Below are 15,672 nucleotides of genomic sequence, written 5' to 3' on the forward strand. Positions count from 1 at the left end.
GGCGTACAGGATTATTTGGTTACCTGATCAAACCAGACCATATCGGCATTCAATCCTTGTTGATAACCCTGCACATTATCACGCATGACAATTTGCGTTTTGCCTTGATCAATAAAGACATACGGGGAACTACGTTGCAGTTCTTGTTGCATTTTTTTATATAAATCAAGACGTTTAGCATTATCGGGTTCAGCGACTGCCGCCAGCGTTTCTTTGTTCAGTTCCGGGATTTTCCAGCTATTTAACCCGGCAACGGTGCTGGATTTGCCATCGTTATAGGCGAAAGAGCTGGCGTTGGAATGTGCGTCAAAATAATCAGGCAACCACATACGAATGGCCCCCTGATGCTGATGGGCGCGAACCCGTGAGTAAACCTGGCTCCCCGCGGCTGGCAGCAAATCCACTTTTACACCACCCTGAGCAAAGCTGGCCTGAATTGACTGCGCGATGGTAATAAATGGCGGTTTATTTTCGACATCAAGCGTGAAGTGCGGGTCTTTGATTCCAGCTTTAGCGAGGATCTCTTTTGCTTTGGCAGGATTAAAGGTGAACGGTGTCTCTTCCAGTGCTCCGGGGAAACCTACTGGCAGGAAACTTTGATGGGTAAAGTATTGTCCTTTCAGCAGATTTTGGGTGATGCCGTCGTAATCGACCAACCAGCGAGCAGCTTCCCAGAACGCAGGATTACTCATCAGCGGGTTATCCTTGTTGCCGGTATTAAAGGCCAGATAGTTCTGCTCAGCGGAGGCAATACTCATCACTTTGACGCCAGGTTTACCCTGTAATGCATCAATTTGGTCTGCCCCCAGATCGCGAGCCATATCAGCATCGCCTTGTTGGATCAGCAGGCGACGCGTTGCAGGATCGGGAACATTTTTGATGATGACGCTTTTCAGCTTCGGTGCGCCGGTCGGTGAACTGGCGTTGGCTTCCATCACGATGGCCTGATGCGGTTGGTAGGTACGCATTTTAAACGCGCCGCTGCCAGCGGAATGCATCTTCAGCCATTCATTACCAAAGTCGTTATTTTTGGCGTTTGGCGCAACCAACTTCTCGTCAACAATCGAGGCAATTGGCGTAGAGAGAATATTCAGCGCCAGCGCCGGACTGACGTCAGCACTCCACTGTACCTGGACAGTATGGTCGTCGATTTTCTTCAACTGGCTGGCGATATTTTCCGGTTGCCAGCCCAGTACATTGAGAATAAACGCACCGGACTTATTCAGCGTGACGGCACGGACATAAGAGTAAATCACATCTTCCGGGCGCACCGGATTACCGGAGGCAAATTTCGCATCGCTTTTGAGTTTTATGGTCAGCGTTTTTGCTACAGGATCAGCCTGCCAGCTTTCGGCCAGAATCGGAGTGATTTTCGCGGGATCGTTACGATCCGGCTGCACAACGCGTTGATACAGGCTTGGTACAGTCTGAATACTGGAGAGTTCATTAGCTTCTGCCGGATCCAGACTCACAATATCATCCAGTCCCTGGGCAACAACCAACGTATTCGGCGGTGTCGCGGCAAAGGCGGTGGCGGAAATTGCGCTTAATACCAGTAAAGATAATAGTTTTTTAATCATATGCTTCCCAATCCCTGAAGTTACTTTGAGGTTATCAATACGCTATCTGACGGGGCATTACTGCATAAATTGCGCCAAAATATCCCGTTAATAGAGCATGTTAGACGGTCGATGATTTCTCACCTTGCCGAAATTTTAATCATCAAATGTAAAGTATTATTACGTTAGGCCGCGATGAGAATTGAGTAAAGATAATTCTCATTTGCATTTGTGATTGGATGAGAATAACAACGGAGAGGATGTCGCTGATAACCAGGATGGACTGGTCTGACTGCGCGGGTATGTATAAAAAATCCGGAAACGGATGAGCGTTCCCGGATTGATACAAAGGCGTTGGGTAATACCGTCGCCTTTAACGTGAGTTAAAGCGGTATTACGCCAGCGCCGCTTCGCGCAGGCGAGTTTTCAACTTGTTGTACTCGTCAATCACGTACTGCTCGGCGGCGCGCTGATCGGAAATCGGCTCGACGCGCACGGCGCAGTATTTGTACTCCGGCGTTTTGGTAATCGGGCTTAAGTTTTCGGTAACCAGCTCGTTACAGGCACCAATCCACCACTGGTAGGTCATGTAAATCGCCCCTTTGTTCGGACGATCGCTGACCTGCGCGCGGGTGATAATTTTGCCTTTACGCGAGTGCACCCAAACTAGTGCCTCATCTTCAATACCCAGACGTTTTGCGTCTTCGGTATTGATTTGTGCGTAGCCAGGTTCATCAGCCAGAGCTGCCAGTGCCGCACAGTTACCGGTCATCGAACGACAGGAGTAGTGACCAACTTCACGCACCGTTGACAGCACCATCGGGTACTCGTCGGTGAGTTTGTCGATTGGCGCTACCCAGTCGCAGGTGAAGAACTGCGCCAGACCGTTCGGGGTATCAAACTTCTCTTTAAACAGATAAGAAGTCCCCTGATCTGCATCTGAAGTATCGCGGCAAGGCCACTGAATGAAGCCCAGTTCGCCCATTTTCTCGTAAGTCGCACCGTAGAAATCCGGGCACAGATGACGCAACTCATCCCAGATCTCCTGGGTATTGTTGTAGTGCATCGGATAACCCATACGGGTGGCAATTTCACTGATGATTTGCCAGTCCGTTTTCAGATCCCACTTCGGTTCAACCGCCTTGAAGAAACGCTGGAAACCACGGTCAGCCGCAGTATAGACACCTTCATGTTCGCCCCACGAGGTTGACGGTAAAATGACATCCGCCGCTGACGCAGTTTTGGTCATAAAGATGTCCTGGACGATGACCAGTTCCAGATCTTCAAAGGCTTTACGTACTGCCGACAGTTCCGCGTCAGTTTGCAGCGGATCTTCGCCCATAATGTACGCCGCACGGACTTCGCCATGCGCTGCGCGGTGCGGTAACTCGCTGATGCGGTAACCGGTATGGGCTGGCAGACTTTCTACACCCCAGGCTTTGGCGAATTTCTCGCGGTTAGCCGGATCTTTCACGTACTGATAGCCAGGATACGTATCTGGCAGTGCGCCCATATCGCAGGCACCCTGCACGTTGTTCTGACCACGAACCGGGTTAACGCCCGCATGCGGCTTACCGAGGTTACCAGTCAGCATTGCGAGGCTGGTCAGAGAACGCACGGTTTCCACGCCCTGATAGAACTGGGTAACACCCATGCCCCACAGAATGGATGCGCTTTCCGCCTGGGCATACATCCGCGCCGCCTGACGAATCTCACTGGCACTGACGCCGGTGATATCTTCAACCGATTCCGGCGTGTAGCCTTCAACGATTTTACGATACTCTTCAAAGCCTTCCGTACGGGAAGCGACGAACGCTTTGTCGTACAGATTTTCTTCAATAATGACATGACCCATCGCATTTAACAGCGCGATGTTCGAGCCGTTTTTCAGTGCGATGTGCATGTCAGCAATGCGCGCAGTTTCAATTTTGCGCGGATCGCAGACGATAATTTTCGCCCCGTTACGTTTAGCGTTAATCACGTGATTCGCTACGATCGGGTGGGAATCCGCTGGGTTATACCCAAAGACGAACACTAAATCGGTATTATCAATTTCGTTAATGGCATTGCTCATTGCGCCGTTACCGACCGATTGGTGCAGACCTGCAACCGATGGGCCGTGTCAGACGCGAGCGCAGCAGTCAACGTTATTAGTACCAATAACGGCGCGCGCAAATTTTTGCATTACATAGTTGGTTTCGTTACCCGTACCGCGCGAGGAGCCGGTCGTCTGGATGGCATCCGGACCGTACTTCTCTTTGATGGCGCTCAGGCGCTCGGCAACGTAATTCAGTGCCTCATCCCAGGAAACAGGTTCGAGTTTGCCGCCACGCTGGCGACGGATCATGGGGGTTTTCAGGCGCGGGGTCAGGATCTGGGTATCGTTAATGAAATCCCAGCCATAATAACCCTTCAGACACAGAGTACCCTGGTTGGTTTTCCCCTGCGCTGCCTCCGCCCGGACGATTTTGCCGTTATCGACGACCAGGTTGATTTTGCAACCTGATGCGCAATATGGGCAAACCGTGACGACTTTTTTCATCGGTCTCGCTCCAGTTAATCAAATCACGCATACGCGCTCTCGACTACAGTATGCATCTTTTATGCCACCTTTTATTTGGGGACATTCCCTGATATTACGGGCGCTTTTTGTTCAAAACTCTGACGAAAAACAGGCTGTCGTCAGTTTTGACGTGACGAAACGATATGCCGCGTGACAGCCATCACGCGACGTCTGTTTTATTTCTTCTCAACGATCGGGGCAGTCTGATACCCGCCGCCCAGCGATTTCATCAACTGAATACTTTGAATCACGCGGCGACTATCCAGCATGAGTAAGGACATTTCTTCGGCAAGTACCGGCAACTGGGCTTCGGTTGCCTGTAAGCGGCTGGTTAATCCACGTCTGTAGGCGGCGTCGGCGGCGCGCTGGGTGAAGCGAGTCGCTTCTACGCGTTCTGCCTGCATCTCCCGTTCTTCATTCAGCGTTTGCAAACGCGTGCCATTGACTGCAACGTCGCGCACCGCGTTCAGTACTGACTGGTTGTAACGTTCAATCATTATGTTGCTGGCGGCGCGCGTGCCTTCGAGATTGGCATTCAGGCGTCCACCGTCAAACAGCGGCAATTTCAGACCTGGTATGAAGTTGAACTGGCGGCTGGTTTTTTTGAACAAGGTGTCCAGGTGAATGGAATCCAGTCCGAAAAACGCTTTGATATCAAAGCTCGGGTAGAACAGCGCCCGTGCGGAATCCACCTGATTTAATGACGCCTGAACATACCAGCGCATGGCTTGCAGATCCGGACGTCTGGCGAGCAACTCATAAGAGAGCGTCGCCGGAATGCCAGTCTGTACTTGCGGTAACGCCACCGGTTTGATCTCTGGCATATCGCTGGCTCCCGCGCCAATCAATGCGCGCAGGGATTCTCGCGTTTCGGTGATTTGCCCTTTGACGGCAGCAATTTGTTTATCGACCGCCAGAATCTGTGCCCGCGCGCCGTGGAAAGGCACTTGCGCTTCCAGACCATGCGTCACTTTACTCTGGTGCGCTCTCACCGCGTAATCAATCACACTGCGGGTTTGTTCTAACAGATCGAGCATCTGGTAGCTGGCCTGCATACTGTAATAAAGCTGCGCCACGCCAGTGGTCAGCGATAACTCCACCGCGGCGGTTTCTGCCAGAGCCGCGTTATGCGCGCCAATGGCGGCAGCAAGCGCTGAGCGATGCACACCCCACAAATCGAGATCCAGTCCAGCAAACAAACCTACTGTAGCTTCGGTATAGTACGGCCCGTCCATTCCCAGTGCGGGCGCATCCATCGCATAAGGGCTTAAAAAGCCGTTTGCCGAAACGCGCTGGCGGTTAAGCATCCCTAACGCCGCAACCTGTAATTGTGAACCGGCATCTAACAAATCAGCTTGCGACTGCGTTTTTTCCTCCCGCAATTTCGCTTCAGCGAGGGTGTGCGAACCGCTTAACGTCCGTTGGATCAGCGCATCCAGTTGTGGATCATGAAACTGTTTCCACCACTGTGCTTGTGGCCAACCGGAACTGGCCAGATGGATATCATCGGCAAGTTTGATTTGCTCTGGTTCAAGTTGTTGATGAGGGGCTGAATCCTTACGCACCAACGCACAACCGGAAATCAGCGTCGCGCTGCCGAGAATGCTGCACAACAACAAGCGTGAAAGTTGACGATTGATCATTGAGTGGCTCCTTGTGCCTGTTCCGTGGCGGGCGTTAATGCCGGGGCAGTCCAGTCTGGCAAGTGGGCGATGAGCTGACAGACGTGTTGCTCCTGTTTTAATAAGGTGGGCAGGATGGCCTGCGAGGCAGGTGTCTCTTCAAGCGCTATCACTGGCGAATGGCTGATTGTGGTTGCCAGACCCGTGGAGTATTTCTCCAGCTCCTCAGCAAACTGGCTTGCCCTGTCCGGCTGGAGCGCGTGATCCAGTGCCTGCGCCGAGTTCCAGGTAGCGTCCCAGGCGTGAAGAAGGTCACGGCTCTGGCGAATCACTGTTTGCGAACGTTCAACCAACAAAGCACGCTCTGAGCTATCTAGTTGACGCTCCAGCGCCACACGTTGACACATCTCTTCACAGGCATTAATCGCTGCATGCAGACCAATACGAATTTGTATATAGGTACGCAGCGTTGTAGCTTCCTGCTGGCGAGGAATACGCATCAGTTTGCTTAACATACCCAGCGCGCCAGCCAGTTTTTGCGGTAGTGTGCGCGCTTCGCTTTCAGGCCAGACAAAGGTGTAAATCACTGCCGATACCGCAGTGCCGATAAGAATACCGATGGCGCGATCGCGTATTTCCACCAGGTCATACACCGGACCAAAAACGTTTTCGAGTGTGGCGAGCGCGAAGGTCACCACCATCTGCGTTCCGATATAAGAAGAACGTTCAGAGCTGGTGGCAACCCACGCCCCCAACAGGAAAATCGGTGCCAGCACAAACAGCAATTCGACAATATTGTCCAGCCAGGGGATGACTAAAATGGTCATTAGCAGCGCCAGAATTGCCCCACAAAAAGCCCCGCCAAAACGCAACGCCATCTTCTGGTACGATGAACCAACATTTGGGTTAGCGACGATCACGCAGGTCAACATACAGGTGTGAATGCCTTCCCAGTCCACGCCGCTATAGAAGGTGTAACAGATTAAACAGGCCAGCAGCGTTTTCACTGCATAGCGCATATAGTCCGGATTGGTAAAGGCATCGGGTACAAATGAAGGTGGTTTGGCGGCGGGTGTCGGCGGCGTATGCGGGTCCATCTGACCAAGCTGTAACAGCGTCTGGCAGATATTCTCCAGGTTACATTCCCGCGCCGCCATTGCTTCCTCTTCACTTAGCCGCCAGTTGCTTTTCCAGCATTGACCTTGTGCAATAGCATGTTGCAGTTTGTTGATTTCCAGGGCTAGTTTTTGCCGGAACTCAATGATTGCTAGCGAGTCAGCAAACGCGGTGGGATCGTAGAGATTCAGCGTCGAGTAAATGTAGGTTACCGTTGCCACGCAGCTTTGCCACCATGCGCTATGGGTTCGCCAGTCGGCGTCATCCGCGAGGCAAAAGACACTGAGTTTTTGCAGCGCCAGCGCCTCTCTTTCAATCCGCGTTTCAGGTAGTGGCGTGAGGCTTTCTGTCATGTGGCTTACCGCTTCATCAAGTCGGTCATTAAGCGCCTGATGCATTTGCGTGATGGCGCGGCTGGGAAACCACAACACGCCGATTAACGTCATCAATAACGTCGGGTAGAGGCCGACAACAATACACCACAGCGTTAAGCGCACGACGACTTCCGGATAATCGAGCATGGCGGGGAAGGTTTGCCCGTAAATGGCGACGATAGCGACGGCAAAAAAGACCAGCCCCAGCCGATGGGTGCGCATCAAAAACATACAGCCCATCAGGATCGGCCCGGCGATGATCAGTCTGATCAACGGTTCGCTGTAAGACCATTTGTAGATCAAAAACAGGCTGCCGATCTCCAGCACTGTGGCGACCACAAACAGGAACGCCACAAATTTGGTGTAAAACGCGTTCGACTGAATACCGTAAAACAGCACTGCCAGTGATAACGCCACGAAGGGGATCTCGAAGGTCATCGAGATTAGCACTACCAGCAGGCAGCCTACCCAGAGCTGCACGGTCTGCGGCACGCGACCTGGCCGTTGCTCGCTTAGCTCTTCATGAAAGAACGCCAGCAGCCTGACCACCGGTAATGGCAAGGAGTTGAGGGCGCTCATTATTGCGGCTCAAGATTAGCGACTGCCGATGCGCCGATACGGAACATTTCCGGGTCAGGTTTATCGACCATGATTTTGACCGGAAAACGCTGGGCAACGCGGACCCAGTTAATAGAACGAGACACTTTCGGCAGACCGCCAAGCACCAGACCACCGTCATCCGGCAACACACCGTAGCCAATGGAATCTACTTTACCTTCGAAGGTTTTGCCGCTGTCGCTCATCAGGCGAATTGTCGCAGGCGTACCGGCATGAATGTTTTTCAGATCGGTTTCGCGGAAGTTGGCGATCACGTACCAGTGACGGGTGTCGATTAGCGTGAAAATAGGATGCATCGCGGAGGCAAATTGCCCAACCGAGGTTTTGAGGGAAATCACCCGACCATCGAACGGTGCGCGAACGGTGGCCATTTCCAGATGCAGTTTGGTCAGGGCAATATCCGCTTCGACCGCCGCGCGTTGCGCGACCAGTGCATCGACGCCGCTAACGGCGCTGGCGGCTGACTGTGCCTGCAACAATACAGCATTAAGATCGGCTTCTGCCGCACGCTGTGCGGTTCTCGCGCGGTCTACATCTTCCGCAGAGACAAAACCTTCCTTCAGTAGCGGCTCGGTACGGCGTAATGTATCGTTGGCCTGTTTGGCAGCGGCGCGAGCTTTTTCTACCGTGGCGTTAACCGAGTCAGCACCGAACTGTTGGGCATTAACGCTACGCTGAGTGAGCATAATTTGCTTATCCAGCGCGGCGAGGGAAGCTTCGGCTTTCGCCAGATTAGCTTCGTACGGGCGCGGGTCGATGCGAAACAGTAAATCACCTTGTTTAACTGCCTGGTTGTCGGTGACTGCCAGTTCTACAATGCGACCGCTGACTTCCGGTACTACATCAATGGTATCGGCTGACGCGTAAGCGTCGTTAGTTGATGGCGCACTGTCGACGCGCCAGATAACAAAAACAGCGGCAACCAGTGCCAGCGCAACCACCAGCAGGGCAGGGAATTTACTGCGAGGAGCTTTTTTCGGCGTACTTTCCATGAGCGCATCTCAAAATAGATTAGAAAAATGCCAGCCAGAACAGCATGGCGTAGAGAGCAAAAAGGGCGGTATAAATAATTCCGACAAATGCCAGATTGATATTTGCCCGCTGAATAATTCGCCTTGTGATGAGAGTCACAATAAGGCTGGCAATAACGCAGAAAAACCAGCCGGGATAATAAGCGCCGATTACCGGGATCGCCGGAGATAATGAGCATCCCGAAACCATGAAGACGGGAATTATCCAGGTTGCTTTTTTGAGTTGCATCACCATGCGAGAGAGAACTGTTGGCATAATAAATACATCCTGTCTGCTGCGAACAATATCTGTAGTGAATGTCAATATCCATTGAAGGCGTCAGTATGGCTATTTTCTTGTGGAATAAAAATAGCTTTATTCAGCCACCGCATTCATAACTTATTTATTTTATGTATTAGTTAATGATTTATATTTTTAATATAAATGCTTTCGGGAGCTTAATTGCCCCCGAAAGTGAGTGGAATTAATTTGGGGTAACGATATTCACCCACAAATCAAAATTATCCAGACAGGCAATAATTTCTTCCAGTTTCGCACCATTGCCAATAATTTTGGCTTTCTTCGCTTTTACCAGCTCTGCCATTTTCGCCTGTCCGGTCAGCACCGCGTGCAGATCTTCACGGCTGATGTAGAAAGCGGCGTTGGCTTCAGGCTGCAGCGTTTTACGGTAGTTAAGCACGCTATCGTTCAGCGTCAGGTTGAGGTTATCGCCGTTACTCATATTGAAGTTCAGGCTGATATTTTTGCCAGCGGCTTTTTCGCTATCGAGGCGCACGGACATAAAGTCGAACAGCATTTCGACTGACATCCCGCGAATGGTGTCCGGGGAACCGGTGGTGCCGTGGCTGAACTTATGTACTCCTTCGCGCAGCTCTTTCGCACCAGTCAGGTAGAAACCGCGCCAGGTGGCGGACTCGGCCTGATAACCAAGCTGTTCAAAGTTTTTGGCTTGCAGATTTTTCGCTATCTGGTCACCCGGATTGGCGGCAATCACCTGTTTCAGTAATTCTGCCGACCAGCGGTAATCCCCTTGCTTATTCGCTTCCTGTGCCAGGTTGATCACGCGCGCGGAACCGCCCAGCGCCTGTACATAACGCTTGCCCATCTCCGCCTGACCATATGGATGCAGGTTAGCCGGATTGCCATCGTAGTAGCCAAGATAGAAGTTATACACCGCGCGGGCGTTATGGCTAACAGAGCCATAGTAGCCGCGGCTGGCCCAGTTGTTGGCAAGTGCTGGCGGCAACTTAATCATGTCTCCGATTTCATTCATGGTGTAGCCCTGGTTTGCCAGGTGCAGGGTCTGATCGTGAATGTACTTGATGGTATCGCGATATTTACCAATATAATCATTGATATGCTTATTGCCCCAGACTGGCCAGGTGTGTGGCATAAACAGTACTTCCGCTTCGTTACCCCACATATCCAGCGTTTCGTTCAGGTACTCGGTCCACTTGCTGGTGTCGCGGGTTTTCGCGCCGCGCAGGGTGTAGAAGTTGTGCAGGGTGTGAGTGGCGTTCTCGGCGGTGCACAGCGCTTTCAGGGCCGGAATATAGAAATGCATTTCCGCGGGTGCTTCGCTGCCTGGGGTCATCAGGAAGTCAAACTCCAGACCATCGATAATCATCTTCTCGCCAGTTCTGACAATTGTTTTGGTTGGCGCAATAATGCTCGGGTCGCCGGTCGCCAGCGTGACACCGAGGCCATTACCCACGTTGCCCTGTGCGTTGTGCGGCAGTAACAGGCCGTAAGAGTAAAGGGCTCGGCGGCTCATGATGTTACCCGCCAGCACGTTTTCGCTGATAGCTTCGTCCATAAAGCCTGCCGGAGCGATTACCTGAACTTTCCCTGATTTAACATCAGCTTCAGTGATAATGCCTTTCACTCCGCCATAATGGTCGGCGTGGCTGTGGGTGTAGATAACGGCAACAATTGGTTTTTGCGGACGATGCTGGAAGTAAAGGTCAAGTGCGGCTTTCGCGGCTGGCGGCGTCACCAGTGGGTCGATAACAATAATCCCTTTCTCGCCTTCAACGAACGTAATGTTAGAGATGTCCTGACCGCGCACTTGATACATTTTATCGGTGACTTTAAACAGGCCAGAAATGCCGTTGATCTGCGACTGACGCCACAGACTGGGATTTACGGTTTCCGGTGCGGCGGCATTAATATCAAATTTGTAATCATCTGCCCGATAATAAACTTTTCCGTTAGCATCACGCAGAATACCTTCATCCAGTAGCGGGGCGATAAATCCACGCTGGGCATCGTCAAAATCCTGACGATCGCTAAACGGCAATGATTTGGCGTAGTTCTGGTTAATTTGCTGAGTATATTGGCTGGCAGCCTGAGCTTCTTCTTTCGCGTAAGCGGTATTTACCATCATGCCGCTGGCGGCGGTTAATGCAATAACAATCCTGCTCAAACGGAATAACCGTGAGTTATTCATATAAATCTCCATTTATCATTTGTGTCGTAAATATATGACCCATACAAAATACGTCATTTGAAACTGGCGTTATCATAATTGGGAAACTTCGACTTTAATAAGAGTAAGTGTGAGCAGAACACGCTATTTTATTAGGCATTAGTGCTGAAGAAGGAAGACAGCGATAGTTTTATTTTTTCTATAAATAATACGAAACGGTTTATTCTTTAATTATATATATTAACGGTAATATCGTTAGCATAGCGGGATTTTGATTTGTGGTACAGGTGTCGGCATTTCGATAGCGGCGAACAAGTTTGCCGGAGTTCGTGCGATCGTCTGTAGCGAACCTTATTCCGCGCAACTCTCGCGGCAACATAACGACACCAACGTGCTGGCTTTTGGTTCACGAGTGGTTGGCCTCGAACTGGCGAAAATGATTGTGGATGCATGGCTGGGGGCGCAGTACGAAGGCGGTCGTCATCAACAGCGTGTGGAGGCGATTATGGCAATAGAGCAGCGGAGGAATTGAGATTCATCCACTGTTTGCATGGATGAGTAATGACTAATGTGGATAGAGTCTCTTTCTGAGGTTAGTTAATGAAACGCTATCCGCTGTTATTTTTATTTACCCTGCTCACGCTGACCGCTGTTCCGGCTCATGCCGATATTATCGATGACACCATTGGCAATATTCAGCAGGCGATTAACGACGCTTATAATCCTGACCGTGGACGCGATTATGAAGATTCGCGTGATGACGGTTGGCAGCGTGAAGTGAGCGACGATCGTCGCAGACAATATGATGATCGCCACCGCCAGCTTGATCAGGAGCGTCGGCAACTGGAAGATGAAGAACGGAGAATGGAAGATGAGTATGGGCGTTAGTCGGATCGTTTTTGCCTGATTGCTGGTTAACCCCGGTTCCAGTTTATCCGCAACGATCGCCTTCAGAAGCGTAACTCACACCTCGACTCTGTGTATAACAAAGTCACTTGTGACAAGAACGTCTGTTCACATCGCGGGAGGACGAGCCTCCCGGTGGGGCTTATTTTGTGGGCTGTTGTTTAACAACATTAATCATCCACGGCACTCCATATTTATCGGTGACTTTGCCGAAGCCATGCGCCCAGAAGGTTTCCTGCCAGTCCATTTCGATTTTTCCATTGGCGGCAAGGTTGTCAAACCAGCGTTTCCCTTCTTCGACCTGTTGCGAATCGAGCACCAGCGTAAAGCCGGAGTAGCTGGCTTTTCCTGACGGTATGGCATCGCTCATCATGATATCGCTACCGGCAATGCGCACGTTAGCATGGGCGATGGCAGTATCGGGGAATTGCATTCCTGATGGGCAGCCTTCGGCGCTTTCCTGTGCGGGTTTCGGCATTTCTCCGAAGCTGATTTTATACAGCAGTTCCGCGTCCAACGTGCGTTGATAATAGGCTATTGCGTCGGCACAGTTACCGGCAAAAGAGATGTAGGGACTTAACGGCATGATGGTGACCTCAGTGAAGAGAAGTCAGTTAAGTGTAGTTTGAATTTTGTACAGATGAAGAGTAGGCCTGATAAGACGCGGCGAAAGGGCCGATTGAAGGTCCGGTGGATGGATTAAAAAGCGTGCTGCTGAACAGTACGCCAGTGCTGGACAGTGAGGGGAATACCAACATCTCCGGCGTCACGGTGGTGTTCCGGGCCGGTGAGCAGGAGCAGACACCGCCGGAGGGATTTGAATCCTCCGGCTCCGAGACGGTGCTCGGTACAGAAGTGAAATATGACACGCCGATCACCCGGACCATCACGTCGGCAAACATTGACCGTCTGCGTTTTACTTTCGGCGTGCAGGCACTGGTGGAAACCACCTCAAAGGGGGACAGGAATCCATCGGAAGTCCGCCTGCTGGTTCAGATACAACGTAACGGTGGCTGGGTGACGGAAAAAGACATCACCATTAAGGGTAAAACCACTTCACAGTATCTGGCCTCGGTGGTGGTGGATAACCTGCCGCCGCGCCCGTTCAGTATCCGGATGCGCAGGATGACGCCGGACAGCACCACAGACCAGCTGCAGAACAAAACGCTCTGGTCGTCATACACCGAAATTATCGATGTGAAACAGTGCTACCCGAACACGGCACTGCGGCGTGCAGGTGGACTCGGAGCAGTTCGGCAGTCAGCAGGTGAGCCGTAATTATCATCTGCGCGGGCGTATTCTGCAGGTGCCGTCGAATTATAACCCGCAGACGCGGCAATACAGCGGTATCTGGGACGGAACGTTTAAACCGGCATACAGCAACAACATGGCCTGGTGTCTGTGGGATATGCTGACCCATCCGCGCTACGGCATGGGGAAACGTCTTGGTGCGGCGGATGTGGATAAATGGGCGCTGTATGTCATCGGCCAGTACTGCGACCAGTCAGTGCCGGACGGCTTTGGCGGCACGGAGCCGCGCATCACCTGTAATGCGTACCTGACCACACAGCGCAAGGCGTGGGATGTGCTCAGTGATTTCTGCTCGGCGATGCGCTGTATGCCGGTATGGAACGGGCAGACGCTGACGTTCGTGCAGGACCGACCATCAGATAAGGTGTGGACCTATAACCGCAGTAATGTGGTGATGCCGGATGATGAGCGCGCCGTTCCGCTACAGCTTCAGCGCCCTGAAGGACCGCCATAATGCCGTTGAGGTGAACTGGATTGACCCGGACAACGGCTGGGAGACGGCAACAGAGCTTGTGGAGGACACGCAGGCCATTGCCCGTTACGGTCGTAACGTCACGAAGATGGATGCCTTTGGCTGTACCAGCCGGGGGCAGGCACACCGCGCCGGGCTGTGGCTGATTAAAACGGAGCTGCTGGAAACGCAGACTGTGGACTTCAGCGTGGGCGCAGAAGGGCTTCGCCATGTACCGGGGGATGTCATTGAAATCTGCGATGATGACTATGCCGGTATCAGCATCGGTGGGCGTGTGCTGGCGGTGAACAGCCAGACCCGGACGCTGACGCTCGACCGTGAAATCACGCTGCCATCCTCCGGCACCACGCTGATAAGCCTGGTTGACGGGCAGGGGAATCCGGTCAGCGTGGAGGTCCAGTCCGTCACCGACGGTGTGAAGGTGAAAGTGAGCCGTGTTCCTGACGGCGTTGCCGGATACAGCGTGTGGGGGCTGAAGCTGCCGATGCTGCGCCAGCGCCTGTTCCGCTGGTGAGTATCCGTGAGAACGAGACGGCACGTATGCCATCACCGCCGTGCAGCATGTACCGGAAAAGAAGCCATCGTGGATAACGGGGCGACTTTGACGGCGACCAGAGCGGAACGGTGAACGGTGTCACGCCGCCCGCGGTGCAGCACCTGACTGCAGAAGTCACCGCAGACAGCGGGGAATACCAGGTGCTGGCGCGCTGGGACACGCCGAAGGTGGTGAAGGGGGGGAGCTTTATGCTTCGCCTGACCGTGGCAGCGGATGACGGCAGTGAGCGGCGAGCTAGAATCAGAAGATTACGACGCGGAAATTAAGTCGAGCAAGCCAGCGTTGAGAATGCTCCTAACGCTGGCTTACTGATTATCACTAACAGGAGGGGAGCCAAAATTGCAGGGCGAAATTCAACCTGCACGTGATGTTTTAGAACATCACTTTATGACCATACTGCTCAAGAATGCCTTTCACGCGCTCCATGGTCTCTTTCTTCGGTGGTTTCACGCCATCGAGTTTGTACTCTTCGCCCATCGCCACCCATTTGTGTTTGCCCAGCTCATGGTAGGGGAGGAGTTCGATTTTTTCGACGTTACCCATATCACGGGTAAATTCACCAAGACGGTGGGCGGAATCGTCGTCGTCAGACCAGCCAGGTACTACGACATAACGGATCCAGACTTTCACATTTTTGTTCGCCAGATATTTGGCAAACTCCAGCGTTCGGTGGTTGGAAACGCCTACCAGATTTTGGTGGATCTCGTCGTTCATTTGTTTGAGATCAAGCATTACCAGGTCGGTTACTTCCAGCAGTTCATCAATCACCGGATCGTAACGACGAACAAAACCGTTGGTGTCCAGACAGGTATGAATGCCTTCTTTTTTGCAGGCGCGGAACCAGTCACGAACAAACTCAGCTTGCAGAATTGCTTCGCCGCCAGATGCGGTAACGCCGCCACCTGAAGCGTTCATAAAGTGGCGATAGGTCACCACCTCTTTCATTAAATCTTCAACGGTAACTTCTTTACCGCCATGCGTGTCCCAGGTGTCGCGGTTATGACAATACAGGCAGCGCATCAGGCAGCCCTGGAAAAAGGTGATAAAGCGAATACCCGGGCCGTCTACGGTTCCACAGGATTCAAAGGAGTGAATGCGACCAATAACTGACATTG

The 15,672-nt window shown here is 52.2% G+C and carries 10 protein-coding genes and 2 pseudogenes; 3 read left to right on the forward strand and 9 right to left on the reverse strand.

The features are described 5' to 3' along the window. Window positions 1-11: 11 nt before the first annotated feature. From ESM_RS0108695 to yjcS, 7 genes are all read right to left on the reverse strand, one after another. Entirely contained in the window at window positions 12-1,580 is a 1,569-nt protein-coding gene (locus ESM_RS0108695; RefSeq protein ID WP_000592332.1) for an ABC transporter substrate-binding protein, read from the reverse strand. A 373-nt stretch (window positions 1,581-1,953) separates the two neighbouring features. After that, complete coding sequence (gene fdhF, locus ESM_RS0108700) at window positions 1,954-4,101, reverse strand: formate dehydrogenase subunit alpha (protein WP_077627668.1); 2,148 nt, start codon at window positions 4,099-4,101, stop codon at window positions 1,954-1,956. A gap of 197 nt (window positions 4,102-4,298) precedes the next feature. Then, on the reverse strand, window positions 4,299-5,765 hold the full coding sequence (mdtP, locus tag ESM_RS0108710; protein ID WP_000610541.1) for a multidrug efflux transporter outer membrane subunit MdtP: 1,467 nt from the start codon (window positions 5,763-5,765) through the stop codon (window positions 4,299-4,301). Then, complete coding sequence (gene mdtO / locus ESM_RS0108715; protein ID WP_001275127.1) at window positions 5,762-7,813, reverse strand: multidrug efflux transporter permease subunit MdtO; 2,052 nt, start codon at window positions 7,811-7,813, stop codon at window positions 5,762-5,764. The genes mdtP and mdtO overlap by 4 nt, the downstream gene beginning before the upstream one ends. Beyond that, complete coding sequence (gene mdtN, locus ESM_RS0108720; protein ID WP_000446339.1) at window positions 7,813-8,844, reverse strand: multidrug efflux transporter periplasmic adaptor subunit MdtN; 1,032 nt, start codon at window positions 8,842-8,844, stop codon at window positions 7,813-7,815. Before mdtN ends, mdtO begins: the two co-directional genes overlap by 1 nt. 19 nt (window positions 8,845-8,863) lie before the next feature. Beyond that, complete coding sequence (locus tag ESM_RS0108725) at window positions 8,864-9,139, reverse strand: YtcA family lipoprotein (protein WP_001517588.1); 276 nt, start codon at window positions 9,137-9,139, stop codon at window positions 8,864-8,866. Window positions 9,140-9,347: 208 nt separating this feature from the next. After that, entirely contained in the window at window positions 9,348-11,333 is a 1,986-nt protein-coding gene (yjcS, locus tag ESM_RS0108730; RefSeq protein WP_010377545.1) for an alkyl sulfatase YjcS, read from the reverse strand. A gap of 244 nt (window positions 11,334-11,577) precedes the next feature. Between yjcS and rpiB the strand changes: the two are divergent. Next, a pseudogene (rpiB, locus tag ESM_RS01000000124385) lies at window positions 11,578-11,844 on the forward strand (bifunctional allose-6-phosphate isomerase/ribose-5-phosphate isomerase RpiB); the annotation flags it as partial. Between the two features lie 68 nt (window positions 11,845-11,912). Next, on the forward strand, window positions 11,913-12,200 hold the full coding sequence (gene yjdP, locus ESM_RS0108740) for a DDRRRQL repeat protein YjdP (protein WP_000833325.1): 288 nt from the start codon (window positions 11,913-11,915) through the stop codon (window positions 12,198-12,200). Window positions 12,201-12,360: 160 nt separating this feature from the next. Here yjdP and yjdN read toward each other — a convergent pair whose 3' ends face one another. Then, window positions 12,361-12,804: a VOC family metalloprotein YjdN gene (gene yjdN / locus ESM_RS0108745; protein ID WP_001131293.1), complete on the reverse strand. Its 444-nt coding sequence runs from the start codon at window positions 12,802-12,804 to the stop codon at window positions 12,361-12,363. Between the two features lie 80 nt (window positions 12,805-12,884). Between yjdN and ESM_RS01000000124390 the strand changes: the two are divergent. After that, a pseudogene (locus ESM_RS01000000124390) lies at window positions 12,885-14,787 on the forward strand (host specificity protein J); the annotation flags it as partial. 142 nt (window positions 14,788-14,929) lie between these two features. On the opposite strand, the gene pflA reads toward ESM_RS01000000124390, so the two are convergent. Next, window positions 14,930-15,670, reverse strand: coding sequence for a pyruvate formate lyase 1-activating protein (pflA, locus tag ESM_RS0108765; protein WP_000111043.1), 741 nt, complete (start codon window positions 15,668-15,670; stop codon window positions 14,930-14,932). Window positions 15,671-15,672 lie beyond the last annotated feature (2 nt).

Origin of the sequence: Escherichia sp. TW09308, from assembly GCF_000208565.1 — a bacterium.
GTDB lineage: Bacteria > Pseudomonadota > Gammaproteobacteria > Enterobacterales > Enterobacteriaceae > Escherichia > Escherichia marmotae.

Excerpts from the sequence above, each read along its gene's own strand:
- mdtN (WP_000446339.1), bottom strand. The coding sequence starts at position 8,844 with ATGGAAAGTACGCCGAAAAAAGCTCCTCGCAGTAAATTCCCTGCCCTG.
- yjdN (WP_001131293.1), bottom strand. The coding sequence starts at position 12,804 with ATGCCGTTAAGTCCCTACATCTCTTTTGCCGGTAACTGTGCCGACGCA.
- ESM_RS0108725 (WP_001517588.1), bottom strand. The coding sequence starts at position 9,139 with ATGCCAACAGTTCTCTCTCGCATGGTGATGCAACTCAAAAAAGCAACC.
- mdtP (WP_000610541.1), bottom strand. The coding sequence starts at position 5,765 with ATGATCAATCGTCAACTTTCACGCTTGTTGTTGTGCAGCATTCTCGGC.
- yjcS (WP_010377545.1), bottom strand. The coding sequence starts at position 11,333 with ATGAATAACTCACGGTTATTCCGTTTGAGCAGGATTGTTATTGCATTA.
- mdtO (WP_001275127.1), bottom strand. The coding sequence starts at position 7,813 with ATGAGCGCCCTCAACTCCTTGCCATTACCGGTGGTCAGGCTGCTGGCG.
- pflA (WP_000111043.1), bottom strand. The coding sequence starts at position 15,670 with ATGTCAGTTATTGGTCGCATTCACTCCTTTGAATCCTGTGGAACCGTA.
- yjdP (WP_000833325.1), top strand. The coding sequence starts at position 11,913 with ATGAAACGCTATCCGCTGTTATTTTTATTTACCCTGCTCACGCTGACC.
- ESM_RS0108695 (WP_000592332.1), bottom strand. The coding sequence starts at position 1,580 with ATGATTAAAAAACTATTATCTTTACTGGTATTAAGCGCAATTTCCGCC.